The 17,901-nt window shown below is 74.9% G+C and carries 13 protein-coding genes; 8 read left to right on the forward strand and 5 right to left on the reverse strand.

Features of this window, described 5'->3' with window-relative positions:
* Positions 1–135: 135 nt before the first annotated feature.
* Entirely contained in the window at positions 136–402 is a 267-nt protein-coding gene (locus ACZ42X_RS01900) for a GlsB/YeaQ/YmgE family stress response membrane protein (RefSeq protein ID WP_361428362.1), read from the forward strand.
* Between the two features lie 21 nt (positions 403–423).
* On the opposite strand, the gene ACZ42X_RS01905 is transcribed toward ACZ42X_RS01900, so the two are convergent.
* Positions 424–1,056: a GNAT family N-acetyltransferase gene (locus ACZ42X_RS01905; RefSeq protein WP_468283218.1), complete on the reverse strand. Its 633-nt coding sequence runs from the start codon at positions 1,054–1,056 to the stop codon at positions 424–426.
* A gap of 316 nt (positions 1,057–1,372) precedes the next feature.
* On the opposite strand from ACZ42X_RS01905, the gene ACZ42X_RS01910 reads away from it, so the two are divergent.
* Complete coding sequence (locus tag ACZ42X_RS01910) at positions 1,373–2,227, forward strand: DUF5995 family protein (RefSeq protein WP_468283221.1); 855 nt, start codon at positions 1,373–1,375, stop codon at positions 2,225–2,227.
* An 8-nt stretch (positions 2,228–2,235) separates the two neighbouring features.
* Here the strand turns inward: ACZ42X_RS01910 and ACZ42X_RS01915 are convergent, their stop codons facing one another.
* Positions 2,236–2,844 carry a DoxX family membrane protein gene (locus tag ACZ42X_RS01915; protein ID WP_468283224.1) on the reverse strand — a complete coding sequence of 203 codons (609 nt, stop codon included), beginning with the start codon at positions 2,842–2,844 and terminating at the stop codon, positions 2,236–2,238.
* A gap of 191 nt (positions 2,845–3,035) precedes the next feature.
* Here ACZ42X_RS01915 and ACZ42X_RS01920 point away from each other — a divergent pair, with 191 nt between their 5' ends.
* Entirely contained in the window at positions 3,036–3,458 is a 423-nt protein-coding gene (locus tag ACZ42X_RS01920; protein ID WP_468283227.1) for a DUF350 domain-containing protein, read from the forward strand.
* A gap of 15 nt (positions 3,459–3,473) precedes the next feature.
* Here ACZ42X_RS01920 and ACZ42X_RS01925 read toward each other — a convergent pair whose 3' ends face one another.
* Both ACZ42X_RS01925 and ACZ42X_RS01930 read right to left on the reverse strand, forming a co-directional pair.
* Positions 3,474–3,968: a hypothetical protein gene (locus ACZ42X_RS01925; protein WP_468283230.1), complete on the reverse strand. Its 495-nt coding sequence runs from the start codon at positions 3,966–3,968 to the stop codon at positions 3,474–3,476.
* Positions 3,965–5,398 (reverse strand): WGR domain-containing protein, encoded by a 1,434-nt coding sequence (locus tag ACZ42X_RS01930; RefSeq protein ID WP_468283233.1) that lies wholly within the window; start codon positions 5,396–5,398, stop codon positions 3,965–3,967. The genes ACZ42X_RS01925 and ACZ42X_RS01930 overlap by 4 nt, the downstream gene beginning before the upstream one ends.
* Positions 5,399–5,590: 192 nt before the next feature.
* On the opposite strand from ACZ42X_RS01930, the gene ACZ42X_RS01935 reads away from it, so the two are divergent.
* Positions 5,591–6,364, forward strand: coding sequence for a peptidoglycan recognition protein family protein (locus tag ACZ42X_RS01935; RefSeq protein WP_468283236.1), 774 nt, complete (start codon positions 5,591–5,593; stop codon positions 6,362–6,364).
* 47 nt (positions 6,365–6,411) lie between these two features.
* On the opposite strand, the gene ACZ42X_RS01940 is transcribed toward ACZ42X_RS01935, so the two are convergent.
* The gene (locus ACZ42X_RS01940; protein WP_468283239.1) at positions 6,412–6,972 is read right to left on the reverse strand and encodes a CAP domain-containing protein; all 561 of its coding nucleotides are present in this window, start codon (positions 6,970–6,972) and stop codon (positions 6,412–6,414) included.
* A 105-nt stretch (positions 6,973–7,077) separates the two neighbouring features.
* Here ACZ42X_RS01940 and ACZ42X_RS01945 point away from each other — a divergent pair, with 105 nt between their 5' ends.
* Genes ACZ42X_RS01945 through ACZ42X_RS01960 form a run of 4 tightly spaced genes read left to right on the forward strand, consistent with a single transcriptional unit; the run spans position 7,078 to position 17,820 of the window.
* The gene (locus ACZ42X_RS01945) at positions 7,078–7,305 is read left to right on the forward strand and encodes a hypothetical protein (protein WP_468283241.1); all 228 of its coding nucleotides are present in this window, start codon (positions 7,078–7,080) and stop codon (positions 7,303–7,305) included.
* Positions 7,302–8,531, forward strand: a complete 1,230-nt coding sequence (locus ACZ42X_RS01950; protein WP_468283243.1) for a carboxylate-amine ligase — start codon at positions 7,302–7,304, stop codon at positions 8,529–8,531. Before ACZ42X_RS01945 ends, ACZ42X_RS01950 begins: the two co-directional genes overlap by 4 nt.
* Entirely contained in the window at positions 8,528–9,706 is a 1,179-nt protein-coding gene (locus ACZ42X_RS01955) for a cytochrome P450 (protein WP_468283245.1), read from the forward strand. Before ACZ42X_RS01950 ends, ACZ42X_RS01955 begins: the two co-directional genes overlap by 4 nt.
* A 23-nt stretch (positions 9,707–9,729) precedes the next feature.
* Positions 9,730–17,820: a type I polyketide synthase gene (locus ACZ42X_RS01960; protein WP_468283247.1), complete on the forward strand. Its 8,091-nt coding sequence runs from the start codon at positions 9,730–9,732 to the stop codon at positions 17,818–17,820.
* Positions 17,821–17,901: the final 81 nt, after the last annotated feature.

The raw sequence follows: 17,901 nt of genomic DNA on the forward strand, positions 1-17,901 counted from the left end.
CGGTTACCCGCCCATCGGACATCCACGCTCCCCGTCCCGCAACCGAGGCTGGGCCGACGACGTACGCATAGGGCGGCGAAGGGCGGGCACGCGGAGTGTTACCCGAAGGTCGGGCAGTGAACGGAAGGAGACGCTGTGACTTTCCTCTGGGCCATCATCGCGGGTCTGATCATCGGTCTTGTGGCCAAGCTGGTCCTCCCCGGGCGCCAGCCCATCCCCCTGTGGCTGACGGTCCTCCTCGGTATCGTCGGCGCGGTCGTGGGAAACGCGCTGGCCTCCGCTTTCGGAGTGCGGGAGACCGGCGGTATCGACTGGATCCGCCACATCTTCCAGGTGGGTATCGCGGCTCTCCTGATCGGCGTCGTCAGCCCCATGTGGGCCCGTCGACGCACCCACGCCTGAACCCCGGGCGTCACAGCCCCGTCAGCCCCCGGCTGACGGGGCTTTCCTCTTGCCACTCCGGCGTCCCGCCGCCGTGCGCAGGTCCAACCGCATCAGCACCCGGGGGTGGCCGGCCAGCACCGAGGTGGTGTCGGCGGCGTGGACGAACCCGGCGCGCTCGAAGTTCTTCCGGATCCCGGCGTACGCCATCGTCAGGTCGACCTTGGCACCGCCGGCGGCGGAGTTGTCGATGGGATACGCCTCGACCGCCGGTGCGCCGTGAGCGCGGGCGAACTCGACCGCGCCGGCGATGAGGGCGTGGGAGATCCCCCTCTTGCGGTATCCGGGGCGTACCCGGATGCACCACAGCGACCAGACCGGCAGGTCGTCGACGTGCGGGATCTTGCGGTTGCGCGCGAAGGAGGTGTCCGAGCGGGGTGCCACGGCCGCCCAGCCGACCGGCTCGCCGTCGTCGTACGCGATCACCCCGGGAGGGGGATCGTCACGGCACAGCTCGGCGACGTACTCCCCCCGGGCGGGCCCGCGGAGCTCGTTGTTGAGCTTGGACGGGATCCGGTAGCTCAGGCACCAGCAGACGTTTGCGCCGGGTGACTTCGGGCCGAGCACGGTACGGACGTCCTCGAAGACCGACGCCGGGCGCACTTCGATGGTCATGACACCACGATGACACGGGACGGGGGCACGGGGTGTCGCCGCCGGGGCGGCCGCGCGCCGTCCGGGCGGACGGTCGGAGTGCCCTCGCCGCGGGCGGTCCCGCTCACCTGACGGACCGTCTGACGGGCCCCGTCCGGCGGGGCCTCCCGGCGGGCGCCGGGGGCACCCTTCGCCCGCTGATCCGCTTCGTGACCCCGTACGCGCGGGCTTCGTTGTCCCGTTGCTGCCGCCGGGCAGCGACCGGGCGATGGGAGGCCGCAGGATGTGGTGGAGGAACAGGGTCGCAAGGGCGTTGGGCGCGCTCACGCTCTCGGGTGTGCTGTGCGCGACGGCGGTGGCGCCCGCCGGGGCCGCGCCGGCGCCCGTGCCGCGGCCGCCGGGCCTGACGTGTGACGGCCCCGCGCTCGACTGCGTACGCGACGCGAAGCGCGTACTGGCGCGGCTCCGCGACGGTCTGGGGTGCGACCACCGGGCCCCGTTCCCCTCCATCTACACGCATCTGCAGCAGTCACTGGAGGACACCGTCCGGCGGCCGGGCTCCTTCGACGAACCGCAGTGGCTGGCGGGCGACCTGAACACCGGTTTCCTCAGCCTGTACCTGGACGCCTACCGCGCCGACGACGCCGGCCGTCCGGTTCCGCGGGCCTGGCGGATCGCCTTCGACGCGGCCCGCACCGCCGATGTGAACGCCGGTCAGGACGTCCTGCTGGGCGCCAACGCGCACATCCAGCGGGACATGCCGTACGTCCTCGCCGCGCTGGGCCTGACCCGCGCCGACGGCACCAGTCGCAAGCGCGACTACGACCGCTTCCAGGCGGTGGTGGACCGCGCGTACGGCCCTGCCGTCAGGGAAGTCGCGCGCCGTTACGACCCGTTGGTCGCGCTCGCCGACGACCGGTGGAACCCGATCGCCGGTTACACGGCTCATGGGCTGTTCAGCCTGTGGCGCCAGCGTGCCTGGTCCTACGCCGAGCAGCTCAGCGCCGCCGAGGAGGCCCGGGACCCCGCTGCCCGCGCCCGCGTGGCCGACGCCATCGAGGCGAACGCGGCGCAGTGGGCGTCGATGCTGGCCGTGGTGGAGGCCCCGGGCTACCGCACGACACGCGACACGTACTGCCGGGCCCAGCAGCAGGGCCGGACGGCGACGGGCGGAGTCACGGCCGGCCGGTGAGGCGCGGGTCAGGCGGTGCCGTTCGCGGGGGCGCCGTTTCCGGCGGTGCCGTTCCCGGCGGTGCCGTTCCCGGGGGCGCCGTCCTCGCTGCCGTTCTCGCTGCCGTTCTCGCTCACCTGGTCGATGACGCGCTTGCCGATGACGGCGGCCGCGGCGAGCGCGCTGCCGACGAAGGCGGCCGCGAGGGTCCAGGGCTGGTCGAAGCGGTGTCCGGTGGCGTGGTCGAGGGAAAAGCGGCCCGCACCCGCCATGCCGAGGGCGGCGGCGGTGAAGCCGAGGAAGGCCGGGTACTCGAAGCCACCGGACTGGTTGAAGAACCCTGCGGGGGCGTGCACCGCAACCGCCCCGGCCATGGCACCGGCCGCGATGGCTCCGGCGGCGGGCGTGGCGAACCCGAGCGCGAGGAGCGTTCCGCCGCCCGCCTCGCCGAGCCCGGCGGCGATGGCGCTCTGCCGGCCGGGGCGGAAGCCCATCGCCTCCATGGCCTTGGACGTGCCCGCGATGCCTCCGCCGCCGAACCAGCCGAACAGCTTCTGGGTGCCGTGCGCGGCGAGTACCGCTCCGGTGCCGGCCCGCAGGAGGAACAGGCCGAGGTCGCGTCGGATGGTGCGGTCCATGGAGGTCTCCCGGGGGCGTGCGGGCGGGGCGTACGCCTCCACTCTGGCCGCCGTACGGGCCCGAGTCGGCCCGTTGCTGGGCCGTCCGGGTCATGGCCGCCGGATCACGGCACCGAACTGGTGCGCTACATTTTGCGCGCCCTTGACCGCGATCACCATGATCTTTTCATCGATACGGAGCCGGCATCTCAATGAGCGACATCGTCAATGGACTTGGCCGGGCCACCGCCTACGGAGCCCTGGGCGTGGTCCTGCTGATCCTCGGCATCGTCCTGGTGGACCTGCTGACGCCCGGAAAGCTCGGCCGGCAGATCTGGGAGCAGCGCAACCGCAACGCGGCCCTGCTGCTGAGCTCGGCCCTGCTCGGCATCGGCGGGATCGTCTTCACCTCCATCTGGACGACGTACACGGACTTCGGCAAGGGGCTGGTGTCCACGGCGGCCTTCGGCCTGCTGGGGCTGGTGATGATGGCCGTCGCCTTCTGGGTCGTGGACCTGATCACCCCGGGCCGGCTGGGTGCCACGCTGGTCGAGCCGGAGCCGCACCCGGCGGTGTGGGTGACGGTGTCGTGCAACCTCGCGGTGTCGGCCATCGTCTCGGCGTCGATCGCGTAGGAACCGGGTTCCGGATCACGCCGGGCGGTGGCCGTGGGGCGGCTCCACCTCCAGGAACCGCCGTTTGCGCGGGCCCCGGTAGAGCAGCGCTTCCCATCCCAGCGGGTCCAGCGCCCGGACGCACGCGGACAGGGCGGCCTCCTCCTCCCGGGCCGCCTTGCCGCCGGGCGGGCCCAGCCATTCCACCCGCGCCGTCCCGGGCCGCTCCCCCGCCGTGACGCGGTACCCCGTCCTGACGCGCCGGCCGTCCGCGTCGACGGCCGAGGGCGTGATCCCGGCGGCCTCCAGGGCCAGCGCCACGGCCCGTACGGGCTGGTTCAGCTCCCAGGCGGCGGGCACGGCCCCGGGGTCGCCGCCCCGGGGGCCGGTCAGCCGCCGGATCTGGAGCATCCCCTCGAACGCGACCCGCACCTCGGCGGCGCGGCGATCCGCCGAGGCCCCGTCCGCCGGGGTCCCGTCCGCCGGGGCGGGGCCGTCGCCCGTGGCGGCCTCGAACCCCGCGCCGGTCACCGGAGCCTCCTGATGTCACCACGCACCCGGTAGAAGCCGCCCGACGCGGCGTGCAGCGCGTCGACGACGTACCGCGCGCCCGGCTCGCGTATCGCGCGCGGGAACTGGACGTTCCACGACCGCTCGTACCCGTCCGACACCACGTGGACCCGCGTCCGGCCGCCCTCCAGTACGCACTCGACGACCACGGCGCCCGCGGGGGCCGCCGTCACCGTCGTCACCGAGGCGGCGGCGGTGGCCGGGGCGTAGGTGGGCAGGGCGGCGGCGAGCTTCACATCGCGGGCCACCGGCACCGTGCCCTGCTGGGCGGCCGCGATCGCCGCCTCGCTCGCGTCCACGCACACCAGCGAGCCGTCCGTGGTGACCAGGTACAGCCGTTCGTCGCGGTACTGCATGGACAGGGCCGAGCCGCTGCCCGTGCCGAGCTTCCACAGCCGTGTGCCATCCCGGTCGAAGCAGTACACCGACGACGCGCCGTCCCCGGCGAAGACGAACCGGCCGCCGGGCGAGGTGGCGCAGGAGTACACCGCGCTGTCGCAGCCGTACGTCGCCTCGATGACGCCGGTGGCCTTCGACAGCCGCTGTACGACGCGGTGCCCCGTGCCCGCGTACACGGCGTCGTCCTCCTGCCAGCCGAAGAGCACCGCGCCGCGCGTGGGCGTGTGCCACAACTCGGCGCCGCCGTCCGGGGCGTGCGCCGTCACGCCGTGGGTGTGCCCGTGGTAGACGGCCCGGTCGTCGGCGCGCACCATCCAGGCGTGCTCGCCCCGGCCGCCGCGCGACCACTGGTGCTCGTCCTCGTGGTCGATGACGGTGAGCCGTCCGGCGCGGTCCGCGACGTTGAGCACGCCCTGGTGGATGTCGAGCCAGAAGATGTCGACGTCGGCGGCGATGTCGTACGCCGCGAACGGCAGCTTCGACGACAGGTCGTACACGCGGCCGTCGTCGCAGCCGGCGTAGATCCAGAAGTCGTCGGCGACCAGGCACTTGACGCCGTCCGGCAGCTGGTAGCGGGCGAGGACGTCGCCGCCGTGCGCGAGGGTGTAGACGTCTCCGGCCTGGTTGCCCACCCAGCAGCGCTCGTCGTCGATGTGGATGCCGAAGGCCGCGGAGCCGGTGCGGAACCGCCACAGCACCGGCGCGACCCGATGGGCCGTGGAGGGTGCGGACGTCACCTGGCGGCGCGTCACCGAGCGGGGCGCGCGCTGGCCCTGCACGGCCGGGGCGTACCCCTTGCGGACCTTCTCGCCTATCTTCTTGGCGGCCGCCGCCTGGGCCTTCTCTGCGGTGGGGAACGTCGACGTCTGCGTCTGCCCGGCGGCGCCGATGCGGCCGTACCGCACGGTCACGACCTGCCCCGCCACCGTCACTTCGTAGAACTTGTGCGCACCGCCACCGTCCTGCGACAGCTCCAGATACGTCTTCGACATGGCAGACCTCTCCCCAGGTCAGGCCCGGCGGCGTGTCCCCGGGTCCCACTTCCTGAACAGTAGAAGCCGCCACTGACAATCGGCCCGGCTCCCGGTCGGAGCAGTCCGGCGGGCGCGACGGGGGCCGGGGCGGTGACGATGGACCGGCGGGGGACGATCGGACCGGCGGGGAGCGAGGAGCGAGGAGCATGGGTGAGCCTGCGTGAGCCGAGGAGGCGCCGGTCGCGAACCGCCGTCTCCGTCGCCGTGCTCGCGGGGTTCGCCGCCGCCTCGCCGTGGCTCACGCCGTCCGCCGCCCCACCGCCCGGTGCGGACGTCGCCCAGGCGCGCGCGCCGTCCGGGAGCGGCCGCCATCCGGGCCCCCGGCCCGCGATCGTGCTCCGGGCCGCGTGGCAGGCCGACTCCGTGGACACGGCCCCGCCGGACGTCCGGTACGCGCCCGCCGTGCGGGCCGCCGTCATCCACCACACGAGCACGCCGAACGGTTACGACTGCGCGAGTGTGCCGCGCACGCTGCGCGATCTGTACGCCGGGCACGCGTACGGGCGGCACTGGGACGACATCGGCTACAACTTCCTCGTCGACGCCTGCGGCACCGTTTACGAGGGCCGGGCGGGCGGTGTCGACCGGGCCGTCGTGGGCGCGCACACGCGGGGGTTCAACGAGGGAACGGTCGGCATCGCGGCGATCGGCACCTTCGACGGCGGCGAGACGGTCCCGGAGCCGATGCTCGCCGCCATCGCCCGGCTGGTCGCCTGGAAGCTCGACCCCCTCGGGCCGGACCCGCGCGGCAGCGTCGCCCTGGTCTCCACCAACGACGAGGCCCGGTACCCGAAGGGCGCGAAGGCCCTGCTGCCGGTGGTCGGCGGGCACGCGGACGGCTATCCCACCCGCTGCCCGGGCGCCGCCCTGTACGCGAGGCTGCCCGACATCGCGGCCAGGGCGGCCCGAATCCAGCGCCGTTGAGGACGCAGCTCCCGCACCGTCGCCGACGCCGACGAAAGGGCCGGCCGTCAGTCCGGGACGCCGAAGTTCTGGACCCACCACGGGCCGTTGGAGCGGAGGTTGACGCCGACGCCGACGTCCTTGAAGGCGCAGTTGAGGACGTTCTTGCGGTGCTCGGGGCTCTTCATCCAGTCGCGCACGGCCCGCGCCGGGCTCCTCGGCCCGCGGTGGATGTTCTCGCCCCAGGTCCTCCAGCTGTAGCCGGCGGCCTCCATCCGCTCGCCGGCGTCCCGGCCCTCGGGCGTGTCGTGGCGGTAGTAGCCGCGGGCCGCCATGTCGTCGGCGTGTCCCTGGGCGGCGGCCCTGAGCCGGCTGTTGACGCGCAGGGCGGAACAGCCGGCCTTCCGGCGCTCGGAGTTGGCGAGGGCGACCACCTGATCGGCGTACGTGGCCGCCTTGCCGAGGGCTCTGTCCACGCCGGCCCGGGGCACGTCCGCGGCTGCCCGGGGGTGCGCGGGCCGGCCGCCCACTCCGGCTTCGACGGCTTGCGTGTCGCCGTCCGTGCGGGCGGTGCCCACGGTCACGGCGACGACGGTGGCGGCCGCTGCGGCCACCGTGCCGGTGAGCACCGCGCCAAAGGCCGGTCCGCCACCGCGTATTCGCGTCCGGTGCACTCTTCGCCTCCGCGGCCGCCGGGCACGGTCGCGGAGGCGGGTGCGGCCATCGTCGTGGTCATGATCACGGTCACGGTCGTGGTCATGGTCGTGGTCGTGGTTCGCGCGGTGACGGCGTTGCTCCTGCACAGGTATCTCCAGATCTTCTCGGGGGCGTACCCCCACTCGGCCTACCGAGCCCGAGCGGGCCTCGCCCCGGGGTGGCCCGTCCACGTGGTGACCGAGGGCGGTTCACCGGCCGACAGCGATGCGACATCAGTGGACATATGGATGATTATGTCGACATGAGCATTCAGGGTCAGGTCGATCACCTCACGGCCGGCGACGGCCAGGCACCGACCGTGGGCGTCGAGGAGGAGCACTTCCTCGTCCATCCCGGCAGCCGGGCCGTCGAGTCCGCGGGCCCCCGCGTCGTCGCCCGTGCCACGCCGGTGCTGGGCGACCTGGTCTCCGGCGAGTACACCCAGTGCCAGATCGAGGTGAAGACCCCGCCCTGCTCGGACGGCGCGCAACTGCGGGCGGAGCTGGCCCGGCTGCGCGCCGGTGCCGCCGCGGCCGCCCGCGAGGAGGGCCTGCGCCTGTGCGCCTCCGGCACACCCGTCCTCAGGAACGGCGGCCCCTCGGACATCGGCGCGAATCCGCGCTACCAGAAGGCCCTCGGCCAGTACCGCAGCGCCCTCGAGGACTTCGAGGTCTGCGCCCTCCACGTCCATGTGCGGGTCGACGACCGCGAGCTGGCGGTCCTGGCCGCCAACCACGTCCGGCCGTGGCTGCCGCTGCTGGTGGCGATGAGCGCCAACTCCCCGTACTGCGACGGCCGTGACACGGGCTACGAGAGCTGGCGCTCCATGGTGCGCGGCCAGTTCCCGTGCTGGGGGCCGCCTCCGTACGCCGGCTCCCTGGAGCACTACCGGCGGCTGGCCTCCGCCATGCAGGACGTGGACGCGATGCCGGACGCCGCGTACGCCTACTGGGACCTGCGGCCGCACGCGCGCTTCCCGACCCTGGAGGTGCGGGCCATGGACGTCCCGGTGGACGTGGACGACTCGGCGGCGCTCGCCCTGCTGGTCAGGGCGCTCGTCGCCACCGCGGTCGACCGCGCGCGGCGTGGCGACCCCGGCCCGGAGCCGTGCAGCGAACTGCTGCGCGCGGCGTACTGGCGCGCGGCGCGCGACGGCTGGCCGGGGGACGGAGTGTGCGCGCTGACGGGGGAGATCGTGCCGTCCTCGGTGCAGGCCGAGCGGCTCGTCGAGGACGTACGGCCGGCGCTGGAGGCGTACGGCGACCTGGAGACGGTCGAGGACTTCCTGCGGCGGCTCGCGAAGCACGGCACCGGTGCGCAACGCCAGCGCGCCGCCGCCGAGCGGCAAACCGACCTACAAGAAGGGGCACCGGACGACGACGGAGGCGTCACGCGCGGCATCGTGGACGACCTGGTCGTCCGTACGGAGGCCGGCACCGGGCCCGGCACACCGGACCGGGAGCGGCTGCTGCGCGCAGAGGTACGCGGATGAGCCCCGCGCGCTACGGGATCGGGCTGGAACGGCTGGGCCCGCTCCCGGCGTTCATGGCGCACGGCGAGGAGGCCGTCGTCCCGGTCGCCGCGCCGACCGGCGACATGGTGTGGCTGGTGCGCGACTACGAGCTGGGGCGCCTGGTGCTGACCGACAAGAGGTTCAGCCGGGCGGAGGCGGTCAAGCCGCACGTACCGAAGTCCAACGACGCCCAGCCGGTGCCGGACTCGATGATGAGCATGGACGGGGCGGAACACGCCCGGCTGCGGCGCGTGGTGACCGGCGCTTTCACCGGCCGCCGGATGGCGGCTCTGGCGCCCGCCATCGAGCGGATGGCCGACGAGCGCCTCGACCGGCTGGTGGAGGCGGGGCCGCCCGGGGACCTCGTCGAGGAACTGGCGCTGCCCCTGCCGCGTGCCGTGCTCTGCTCGCTGCTCGGCGTACCGGCACAGGACGGCGACCGGTTCCGGGACCTGGTGGAGGTGCTGTTCGACATCACGGCCAGCACCCCGAAGGAGAAGTCCCGGCGCCGCGTCGAACTGGTCGACTACATGGCCGGGTTGCTCGAACGCAAACGGGAGCGGCCCGAGGACGACCTGCTCACCTCCATGATCCGGGTGCACGACCAGGGCGAGATGTCCATGGCCGAGCTGGTCACCATGGGGCTCACGCTGCTGATGGCCGGCTATGAGACGACGGTCGGCCAGATCGGCCTGTCCGCGCTCGCGCTGCTGTCGGACCCGGACGCGTACAAGGAGTTGCGCGGGCGTCCGGAGGCGCTGCCGTCCGCGGTGGAGGAGTTCCTGCGGCTCACCCCCGCCACCCCGGTGAGCTTCACGCGCGTGGCGGTGGAACCGGTCCCCCTGGACGGGGTCACCATCGCGGCGGGTGAGGCCGTCGTCGTCTCCCTGCTACACGGGAACCGGGACGGCAAGGTCTTCGCGGAGCCCGAGCACCTGGTGCCGGAGGGGCGTGACGCCGTCCACCTGACCTTCGGTCACGGGGTGCACCGGTGCCTGGGAGCGCCGCTGGCCAAGCTCCAGGTGCAGATCGTCCTGGAGCGCCTGCTGCGCCGGTTCCCGGAGCTGCGGCCCGCCGCCGGGCCGCCGGAACCGGTCGTCTGGAAGGACGGCCTGCTCACACGTGGGCTTTCACGGCTGCTGGTGGAGTGGTGAGCAGCGGAAAGGAACCGCAACGCATGCTTGGCGAACCCATAGGCGAACCCGTAGCCGTCGTCGGCCTGTCCTGCCGCCTCCCCGGCGCCGAGGACCCCGACGCCTACTGGCGGTTGCTTTCGGAGGGGCGCAGCGCCGTGGCCGACGGGCCCCCCGCCGACCGGCCGGACGGGGTCGTGTGCGGCGACAGGGGCGGGTTCCTCGACACCGTCGACCGCTTCGACCCGGCCTTCTTCGGCATCGCCCCGCGCGAGGCCGCGATGACGGACCCGCAGCAGCGGCTGGTGCTGGAGCTGGGCTGGGAGGCGCTGGAGCACGCGGGCATCGTCCCCGCCGCGCTGCGGGACGGGGACACGGGCGTCTTCATCGGCGCGATGACGGGCGACTACGCCCATCTGGTGCACCGGCCGGACGACGAGGGCTCCTCCGCCGTCACGCACCACTCCTTCACCGGGCTGAGCCGCGGCCTGATCGCCAACCGCCTCTCGTACGTCCTCGGCCTGCGCGGCCCGAGCCTGACGGTGGACGCCGCGCAGGCGTCCTCGCTGGTCGCGGTGCACACGGCGTGCCAGAGCCTGCGGGCCGGGGAGTGCGAGGTCGCGCTGGCGGGTGGTGTGGAGCTCGCTCTCGCGCCCGAGAGCGCCGCCCTGGTCGAAAAGTTCGGCGGGCTGTCGCCGGACGGACGGTGCTTCACGTTCGACGCGCGTGCCAATGGTTTCGTACGGGGCGAGGGCGGCGCCGTCGTCGTCCTCAAGCGGCTCTCCCGCGCGCTGGCCGACGGCGACCGGGTGCTCGCCGTACTGCGCGGCAGTGCCGTGAACAACGACGGGGGCGGTGACGGGCTGACCGTCCCCCGGGAGGAGTCGCAGCGCGACCTGTTGCGGCGCGCGTGCGAGCGGGCCGGGACGGACCCGGCGGACGTGCAGTACGTCGAGTTGCACGGTACGGGCACGGCGGTCGGCGATCCGGTCGAGGCGGCTGCCCTGGGGGCGGTGTTCGGCGCCGCACGCGCGGGGGCGGCGGAGGGCGGAAGCCTGCTGGTCGGCTCGGCCAAGACGAACCTGGGTCACCTGGGGGCGGCGGCGGGTGTGGCCGGGCTCCTCAAGGTGGTGCTCTCCATCGACCACGGCCGGCTGCCGCCGAGCCTCAACTACGCCACGCCGAACCCGCGCATCCCGCTCTCCGGCCTCCGGCTGCGGGTGAACGACACGCTGAGCCCCTGGCCGCGCCCGGACGAACCGGTCGCGGGCGTCTCGGCGTTCGGCATCGGCGGCACGAACTGCCACATCGTCGTGTCCGCGCCGCCGCCCGGTGCACGAGGCGAGCGGGAGCCGGGACCGGCCGCCTTCCGGAGCGCCGTGCTGCCGTGGGTGGTGTCCGGGCAGAGCGAGGCGGCCCTGCGCGCGCAGGCTGACCGGCTGCGCGCGTACGCGTCCCGGACCGAGGACGCCCTCACCGACATCGGGCACTCCCTCGCGGCGTCGCGGACCGCGTTCCGGCACCGGGCCGTCGTCCTGGCCGGCACGCGGGAGGCGTTCGCCGCCGAGCTCGCCGCCCTGGCGGAGGGCGCGCCGTCGTCGTACCTCGCGGGGGTGGCCCGGCCGCTGGAGCGGGTCGTGTTCGCCTTCCCCGGGCTGGACGTCGCCGGAGGGTGGGACCCCGGCCCGGTCGCCGGACTCCTCGACGCCTCGGACGTCTTCCGCGAGAGCGTCGGCGCCTGCGCCCGCGCGTGCGCGCCGTATCTGGACCGGCCGCTTGAGGAGGTGCTGCGCGGCACGGCCGGGGCACCCGGCGCGCCCGCGCTGTTCGCGGTCATGGTGGGCCTCGCCGACCTGTGGCGGTCCTTCGGGGTGCGGCCGGCCGCCGCCGTGGGCCACGGCGAAGGAGAGCTCGCCGCCCGGTACGTCACCGGCGCGCTGTCCCTGGAGGACGCCGCCCGCGCGGTCGCCGCGCTCCGGCACTCGGCCCCGGGCGGGGACGGGGGGATGGCGGAGTTCCGCCGTGCCGTGCGTGCGCTCGCGGACCACGACGTGTTCATCGACGTCGGGCCGGAGCCGGTGCTGCTCGCGGCCGTACGGGAGGCGCTGGAGGGCGCGGATTCGGCCGCCGTCGCGGTGGAGTCGCTGCGCCGTGGCGCGGAGGACGGCCCTCAGGGTTTCCTGAGGTCCCTGACCGGGCTGTACGCGGGCGGCGTGGCGGTGGACTGGGGTCCGGTGTTCCCGCGCGACGCCGCGAGGGTCGACCTGCCGACGTACGCCTTCCAGCGCCGCCGTTGCTGGATCGGTGAGGCGGCCGCGGAGGAAGCCGGTCCCGCATCGGCCGCCGGGCCGCAGACGGCGTTCCCGGGCCTGCGCGGTCACTCCCCCGAGGAGGCGTCGCGCCTCGCCCTCCGGGTGGTGGCCTCCGAGGTGGCCGCGGTCCTGGGCCTCGACCCGGCCGACACCGTCGATCCGGCCGCGCCTTTCCAGGAGCTGGGCTTCGACTCCGTGACGGGGGTGGAGCTCTCGAAGAGGCTCGCGGCCGCCACCGGGCTGTCCCTGCCGGAGACGCTGATCTACGACCATCCGTCGCCGCAGCGGCTCGCCGCCCACCTCGTCTCGGAAGCCGACGGAGCCGACGGAGAGTCCGCGGCGGCCGGAGCCGCCGGAGCCGCGGGAGAGTCCGAGGCCGCCGTCGGCGTCGCGGCCGAGCCCGTACCGGCGCGTTCGGCGGCGGCGCCCGCCCCCTCGGCCGACGACCCGGTGGCGATCGTGTCGATGGCCTGCCGCTTCCCCGGCGGTGTGTCGTCCCCCGAGGAGCTGTGGCGGCTGCTGCTGGACGAGCGGCACGCCGTCTCCCCCTCCCCCGCCAACCGCGGCTGGGCCGGCGACTCCCCGTGGGAGGGCGGGTTCCTCCACGACGCCGACCTGTTCGACGCGGAGTTCTTCGGCATCAGCCCCCGCGAGGCCACCGGCATGGACCCGCAGCAGCGGCTGCTGCTGGAGACCGTGTGGGAGGCCGTCGAGCGGGCCGGTATCGACCCGGAGGCGCTGCGCGACAGCGGCACCGGCGTCTACATGGGCGCCATGGCGCAGGATTACGGCCCGCGGCTGCACGAGGCGGACGACCACAGCGGCGGCCATCTGCTCACCGGCAACTCGACCAGCGTGATCTCGGGCCGCGTCGCCTACACCTTCGGTCTCCAGGGCCCGGCCGTCACCGTCGACACCGCGTGCTCCTCGTCTCTCGTCGCCGTGCACCTGGCCGCGCAGGCGCTGCGCGTGGGCGAGTGCGACCTCGCCCTGGCGGGCGGGGTGACGGTGATGGCGAGCCCCGGCATGTTCGTCGAGTTCGGCCGACAGGGCGGGCTGTCGCCGAGCGGCCGCTGCAAGGCGTTCGCGGACGCGGCCGACGGTACGGGGTGGGGCGAGGGCGTGGGCGTGCTGCTCCTGGAGCGACTCTCCGACGCCCGCCGCAACGGCCATGAGGTCCTGGCCCTGGTCCGGGGCTCGGCGGTCAACCAGGACGGCGCCAGCAACGGCCTGACCGCCCCCAACGGCCCCTCCCAGGAGCGGGTGATCCGGCGGGCCCTCGCCGTGGCGGGCCTGTCCGGCGCGGACGTCGACGCCGTCGAGGCGCACGGCACCGGCACCCGTCTGGGCGACCCGGTCGAGGCGCAGGCGCTGCTGGCCACGTACGGGCACGACCGCCCCGCCGACCAGCCGCTGTACCTGGGGTCGCTGAAGTCCAACATCGGGCACGCGCAGGCGGCCGCCGGGGTCGGGGGCGTGATCAAGATGGTGCTGGCCATGCGGCACGGGCTGCTGCCGCGCACCCTGCACGTCGACCGGCCGTCCACGCGCATCGACTGGAGCGCGGGGGCGGTGGCGCTCCTGACGGAGGCGCGTCCGTGGCCGGAGCGCGACCGTCCGCGCCGGGCGGGCGTCTCGTCGTTCGGCATCAGCGGGACCAACGCCCATGTCGTCCTGGAGCAGGCGCCCGCCGACGACCGCGCCGCACCGCCGCGCGTCCCCGAGACCCTGGCGGGGCCGGTCCCGTGGGTGCTCTCGGCGCGGGGCGAGGAGGCGCTGCGCGCGCGGGCCGGGCAGCTGCGGCGGCCGGCGGCGGAGGCCCCGGAGCCGTGGTCCGTGGCGGACGTCGGTTTCTCGCTGGCGACCACCCGCCCGGCGCTCACCGATCGCGCCGTCGTCCTCGGCGAGGGTGTGACCGGTGCCGAGGCGTACGACGGGCTGCTCGCCGGGCTGGACGCGCTCGCGCGCGGTGAGGCCTCCTCGGCGGAGAACGCGGGGAACGCGGGGAACGCGGGGAACGTCGTGACGGGCCGGGCGGGCGCGGACGGCAAGGCGGCCTTCCTCTTCACCGGGCAGGGCAGCCAGCGGCCCGGCATGGGTCGGGAGCTGTACGACACGTACCCGGCGTTCGCCGAGGCCTTCGACGACCTCTGCGCCACGATGGACCCGCACCTGGACGTCCCGCTCAAGGACCTGGTCCTGGACGACGAGGGCCATCTCGGGCACCTGCTCGACGAGACCCGCTACACCCAGCCCGCGCTGTTCGCCCTGGAAGTGGCGCTGTACCGGCTGGTGGAGGGGTTTGGGGTGGTGCCGGACCACCTGCTGGGGCACTCGGTCGGCGAGCTCGCGGCGGCGCACGTCGCGGGCGTCCTGACCCTGGACGACGCCTGCGCGCTCGTCGCCGCGCGCGGACGGCTGATGCAGACCGCGCGAGCGGGCGGGGCCATGGCGGCCCTGCAGGCCACCGAGGACGAGGTCCGTCCGACGCTCGCGGCACACGGCGGGCAGGTGGTCGTCGCCGCCGTCAACGGGCCCCGTTCGGTGGTGGTCTCCGGTGACGAACGGGCCGTGGCGGAGGTCGAGTCCCACTGGCGGGACGCCGGGCGGCACACCACGCGCCTCCGCGTCAGCCACGCCTTCCACTCGCCGCACATGGACGAGGCCCTCGACGCGTTCCGCGAGGTGGCCGCGAGCGTGTCCTTCGCGCCGCCCTCCCTTCCCGTCGTCTCCAACGTCACCGGACGGCCCGCCACCGCCGAACAGCTGACGGACCCCGACTACTGGGTGCGGCAGCTGCGGGAGACCGTCCGCTTCGCCGACGGGGTGCGGTCCCTGGAGGACGACGGGGTCACCACGTTCCTCGAACTCGGCCCGGACGGGGTCCTCTCCGCCCTCGTCGGTACGAACCTGACCAGGGAGCACGACGCGGACGTGGTCGCCGTGCCGCTGCTGCGTCACGGACGGCCCGAGGCACGGACGTTCGTGGAGGGGCTGGCACGGGCGTACGTCAACGGCGTGGACGTCGACTGGAGCGGGTTCTTCCCGGGCGGACGGAGCGTTCCGCTGCCCACGTACCCGTACCAGCGGGAGCGCTTCTGGCTGCCGGTACCGTCCGCGCGCCCCGCCCCGGGCTCCGGCGCGGCGGGCCACCCGCTCCTGGACGACGGCGCGGAACTGGCCGAAGGCGGCGGGTGGGTGTTCACCGGACGGCTGGACCCGGCGGCCGCCCCCTGGCTCCTGGACCACACGATCGGGGACGAGCCGCTGCTGCCCGGCGTGGCCGTCGCCGAGCTGGCGCTGTACGCGGCACGCCGGACGGGCGGGGACCACGTGTCCGACCTGACGCTGGAGGCGCCGTTGGCGCTCTCCGCGACGGAGGCGGTGGAGATCCAGCTCCTGGTGGGCCCCGCGGCCCGGGACCGGGCCCGTACCGTGGCGCTGTACGCCCGGCCCGCGGGCGTACCGGGCGCCGGGTGGACCGGGCACGCCACGGGCACCCTGGCCGCGGCCGCAGGACCGGCCGCGGCGGAGCCCCTCACCGAGTGGCCTCCGCAGGGCTCGTCGCCCGTCCCCCTCGACGGCCTCTACCAACGCCTGGCGGAGCGGGGTTACGCGTACGGGCCCGCCTTCCGCAACCTGCGCGCGGTATGGCGCCAAGGGACCGCCCTGTACGCGGAGGTGGCCGGGGCGGACGCCGAGGGAGACGGTTTCCTGCTGCATCCCGCCGCCCTGGACGCCGCGTTGCACGCGCTGCTGGGCGAGGACGAACGCTTCCTGGTGCCGTTCGCGTGGACGGGCCTGACCGCGCACACGGTTCCGGTCCGGGCGACCGGTCCCCTGCGCGTACGGTTCGTCCCGCGCGGGGCGGAAGCGGGCACGGCCGGACCGGGCACCTACGCGCTCGTGATCGCGGACGGGGACGGGACGCCCCTGCTCAGCGCCGAAGGGCTGGTGCTGCGGGAGAGGGCCGCGACCGCTCCCGACGGACTGTTCACCGTCGAGTGGACCGAGCCGGATACCCCGCCGGAAACCGACCCGTCCGGCGTGTGGGCGGTCGTCGGTGACCGTACGGGCCTGGCGGACGCCGTACGGGCATCGGGTGCGACGGTGCACGCGTACGAGGACCTGGAGGCGCTGGGACGTGCCCTGGACACCTCCGCGCCGGGTACCGGGGTGCCCTCCGTCGTCATCGCCACGGCGCCGGACACCCGCGGGTCGGTCTCTCCGGCCGCGGCCGGAGCCCAGGTGAGCCACACGGCCCTGGCGCTCGTCCAGCACTGGCTGGCGGAGCCGCGCTTCGCCGACTCCCGGCTGGTCCTCGCCACCACCGGCGCCGTCGCGGTGGTCGACGACGAGGCGCCCGACCCGGCCCAGGCGCCGGTGTGGGGGCTCGTCCGGGCCGCCCAGTTCGAACACCCGGGCCGTTTCGCCCTGCTGGACACCGACGGGCACCCGGACTCCGCCCGCGCGGTGGTCCGCGCGGCGGCGTCGGACGAACCGCAGCTCGCGGTCCGCGTGGGCAGGGTTTCGGTGCCGGCGTTGCGCCGGTGCAGGCCTCAGCCCCAGGGGCCGTCGGCGCCGCCGCCGTTCGGCGAGGACGGCCACGTGTTGATCACCGGCGGTCTGGGCGCGCTGGGCCGTCTGGTCGCCCGGCACCTGGTGGACCGGCACGGCGTACGACGGCTGCTGCTGACCGGGCGGCGCGGCGAGCACACCCCAGGCGCCGCCGAGTTCACCGCCGAGCTGCGTGCGGCGGGCGCCGAGGTGACCGTCACAGCCTGCGACGTGGGCGACCGCGAGGCCTTGGCCGCCCTGCTCGCCGCCGTGGACCCCGGACACCCGCTGACGGGCGTGGTGCACGCGGCGGGCGTGCTGGACGACGCCCTCGTGGACGCGCTCACCCCCGAGCGCGTGGACCGGGTGCTGCGGCCCAAGGCGGACGCGGCCGTCCACCTCCACGAGCTGACCCGCGAGCTCGGCCTGTCGGCGTTCGTGCTCTTCTCGTCCGTCATCGGCCTGCTGGGCAACGGCGGCCAGGGCAACTACGCGGCCGCCAACGCCTTCCTGGACGGCCTGGCGCGCCTGCGCCACGCCGAGGGGCTGCCCGCCGTGTCACTGGCGTGGGGGCCCTGGGCCGCCGAGGGCGGCATGGCCGGGCAGGCGGGCGAGACCAACCTCCACCGCCTGGCGCGCGCGGGCCTCGCGCCCCTGTCCGACGCGGAGGCCCTGGCCCTCTTCGACGCGGGCTGCGCCGCCGGCGTACCCGTACTGGCGGCCGCCCGCCTGGACGCGCGCTCCCTGGACGCCGCCACGGCGCCGCCCCTGCTGCGCGGGCTCGTCCCGGCGCCGGGTGGCGCGGCGGGTGCCCCGGCGGCGGCGCCGGGAACCGTCGAGGAGCGGTCGGCGGCGCTGCGGCAGCGGCTGGCGCAGGCTCCGGAAGGGGAGCACCGCCACATCCTGCTGGAGGCCGTACGGGCGGAGGCCGCGGCCGCGCTGGGGCACGGCACGCCGGACAGGGTGACGGCGGACCGCCGGTTCCAGAACCTCGGGTTCGACTCGCTCACCGCGGTGGAGCTGCGCAACCGGCTGACGGCGGCGACCGGCGTGAAGCTGCCGCCCACGCTGGTCTTCGACCACCCCACCCCAGGCGCGCTGGCGGACCGGCTGCGCACCGAACTCGCCCCTTCCGCCGAGTCGGGCCCCGATCCGGGTTCCGACCCCGGTTCGGACCCGGCCGACTTCGACTCGATGGACGTCGACCATCTGGTGCGCGCGGCACTGGGCGACGACGGCGGCGACGGCAGCGACGGCGAGAACTGACCCACGGAGCCCGGCCCACGGAGCCCCGGAGCTACGGAGAGAAGCGATGGCACCCACATCCCCCGAACAGATCGTCGAGGC

It is taken from the genome of Streptomyces sp. NPDC030862, assembly GCF_055571835.1.

What these genes read in the sequence shown, in the direction of transcription:
- ACZ42X_RS01920 (WP_468283227.1), top strand. Translation starts at nt 3,036, where the DNA reads ATGAGCGACATCGTCAATGGACTTGGCCGGGCCACCGCCTACGGAGCC.
- ACZ42X_RS01950 (WP_468283243.1), top strand. Translation starts at nt 7,302, where the DNA reads ATGAGCATTCAGGGTCAGGTCGATCACCTCACGGCCGGCGACGGCCAG.
- ACZ42X_RS01960 (WP_468283247.1), top strand. Translation starts at nt 9,730, where the DNA reads ATGCTTGGCGAACCCATAGGCGAACCCGTAGCCGTCGTCGGCCTGTCC.
- ACZ42X_RS01945 (WP_468283241.1), top strand. Translation starts at nt 7,078, where the DNA reads ATGATCACGGTCACGGTCGTGGTCATGGTCGTGGTCGTGGTTCGCGCG.
- ACZ42X_RS01915 (WP_468283224.1), bottom strand. Translation starts at nt 2,844, where the DNA reads ATGGACCGCACCATCCGACGCGACCTCGGCCTGTTCCTCCTGCGGGCC.
- ACZ42X_RS01905 (WP_468283218.1), bottom strand. Translation starts at nt 1,056, where the DNA reads ATGACCATCGAAGTGCGCCCGGCGTCGGTCTTCGAGGACGTCCGTACC.
- ACZ42X_RS01955 (WP_468283245.1), top strand. Translation starts at nt 8,528, where the DNA reads ATGAGCCCCGCGCGCTACGGGATCGGGCTGGAACGGCTGGGCCCGCTC.
- ACZ42X_RS01930 (WP_468283233.1), bottom strand. Translation starts at nt 5,398, where the DNA reads ATGTCGAAGACGTATCTGGAGCTGTCGCAGGACGGTGGCGGTGCGCAC.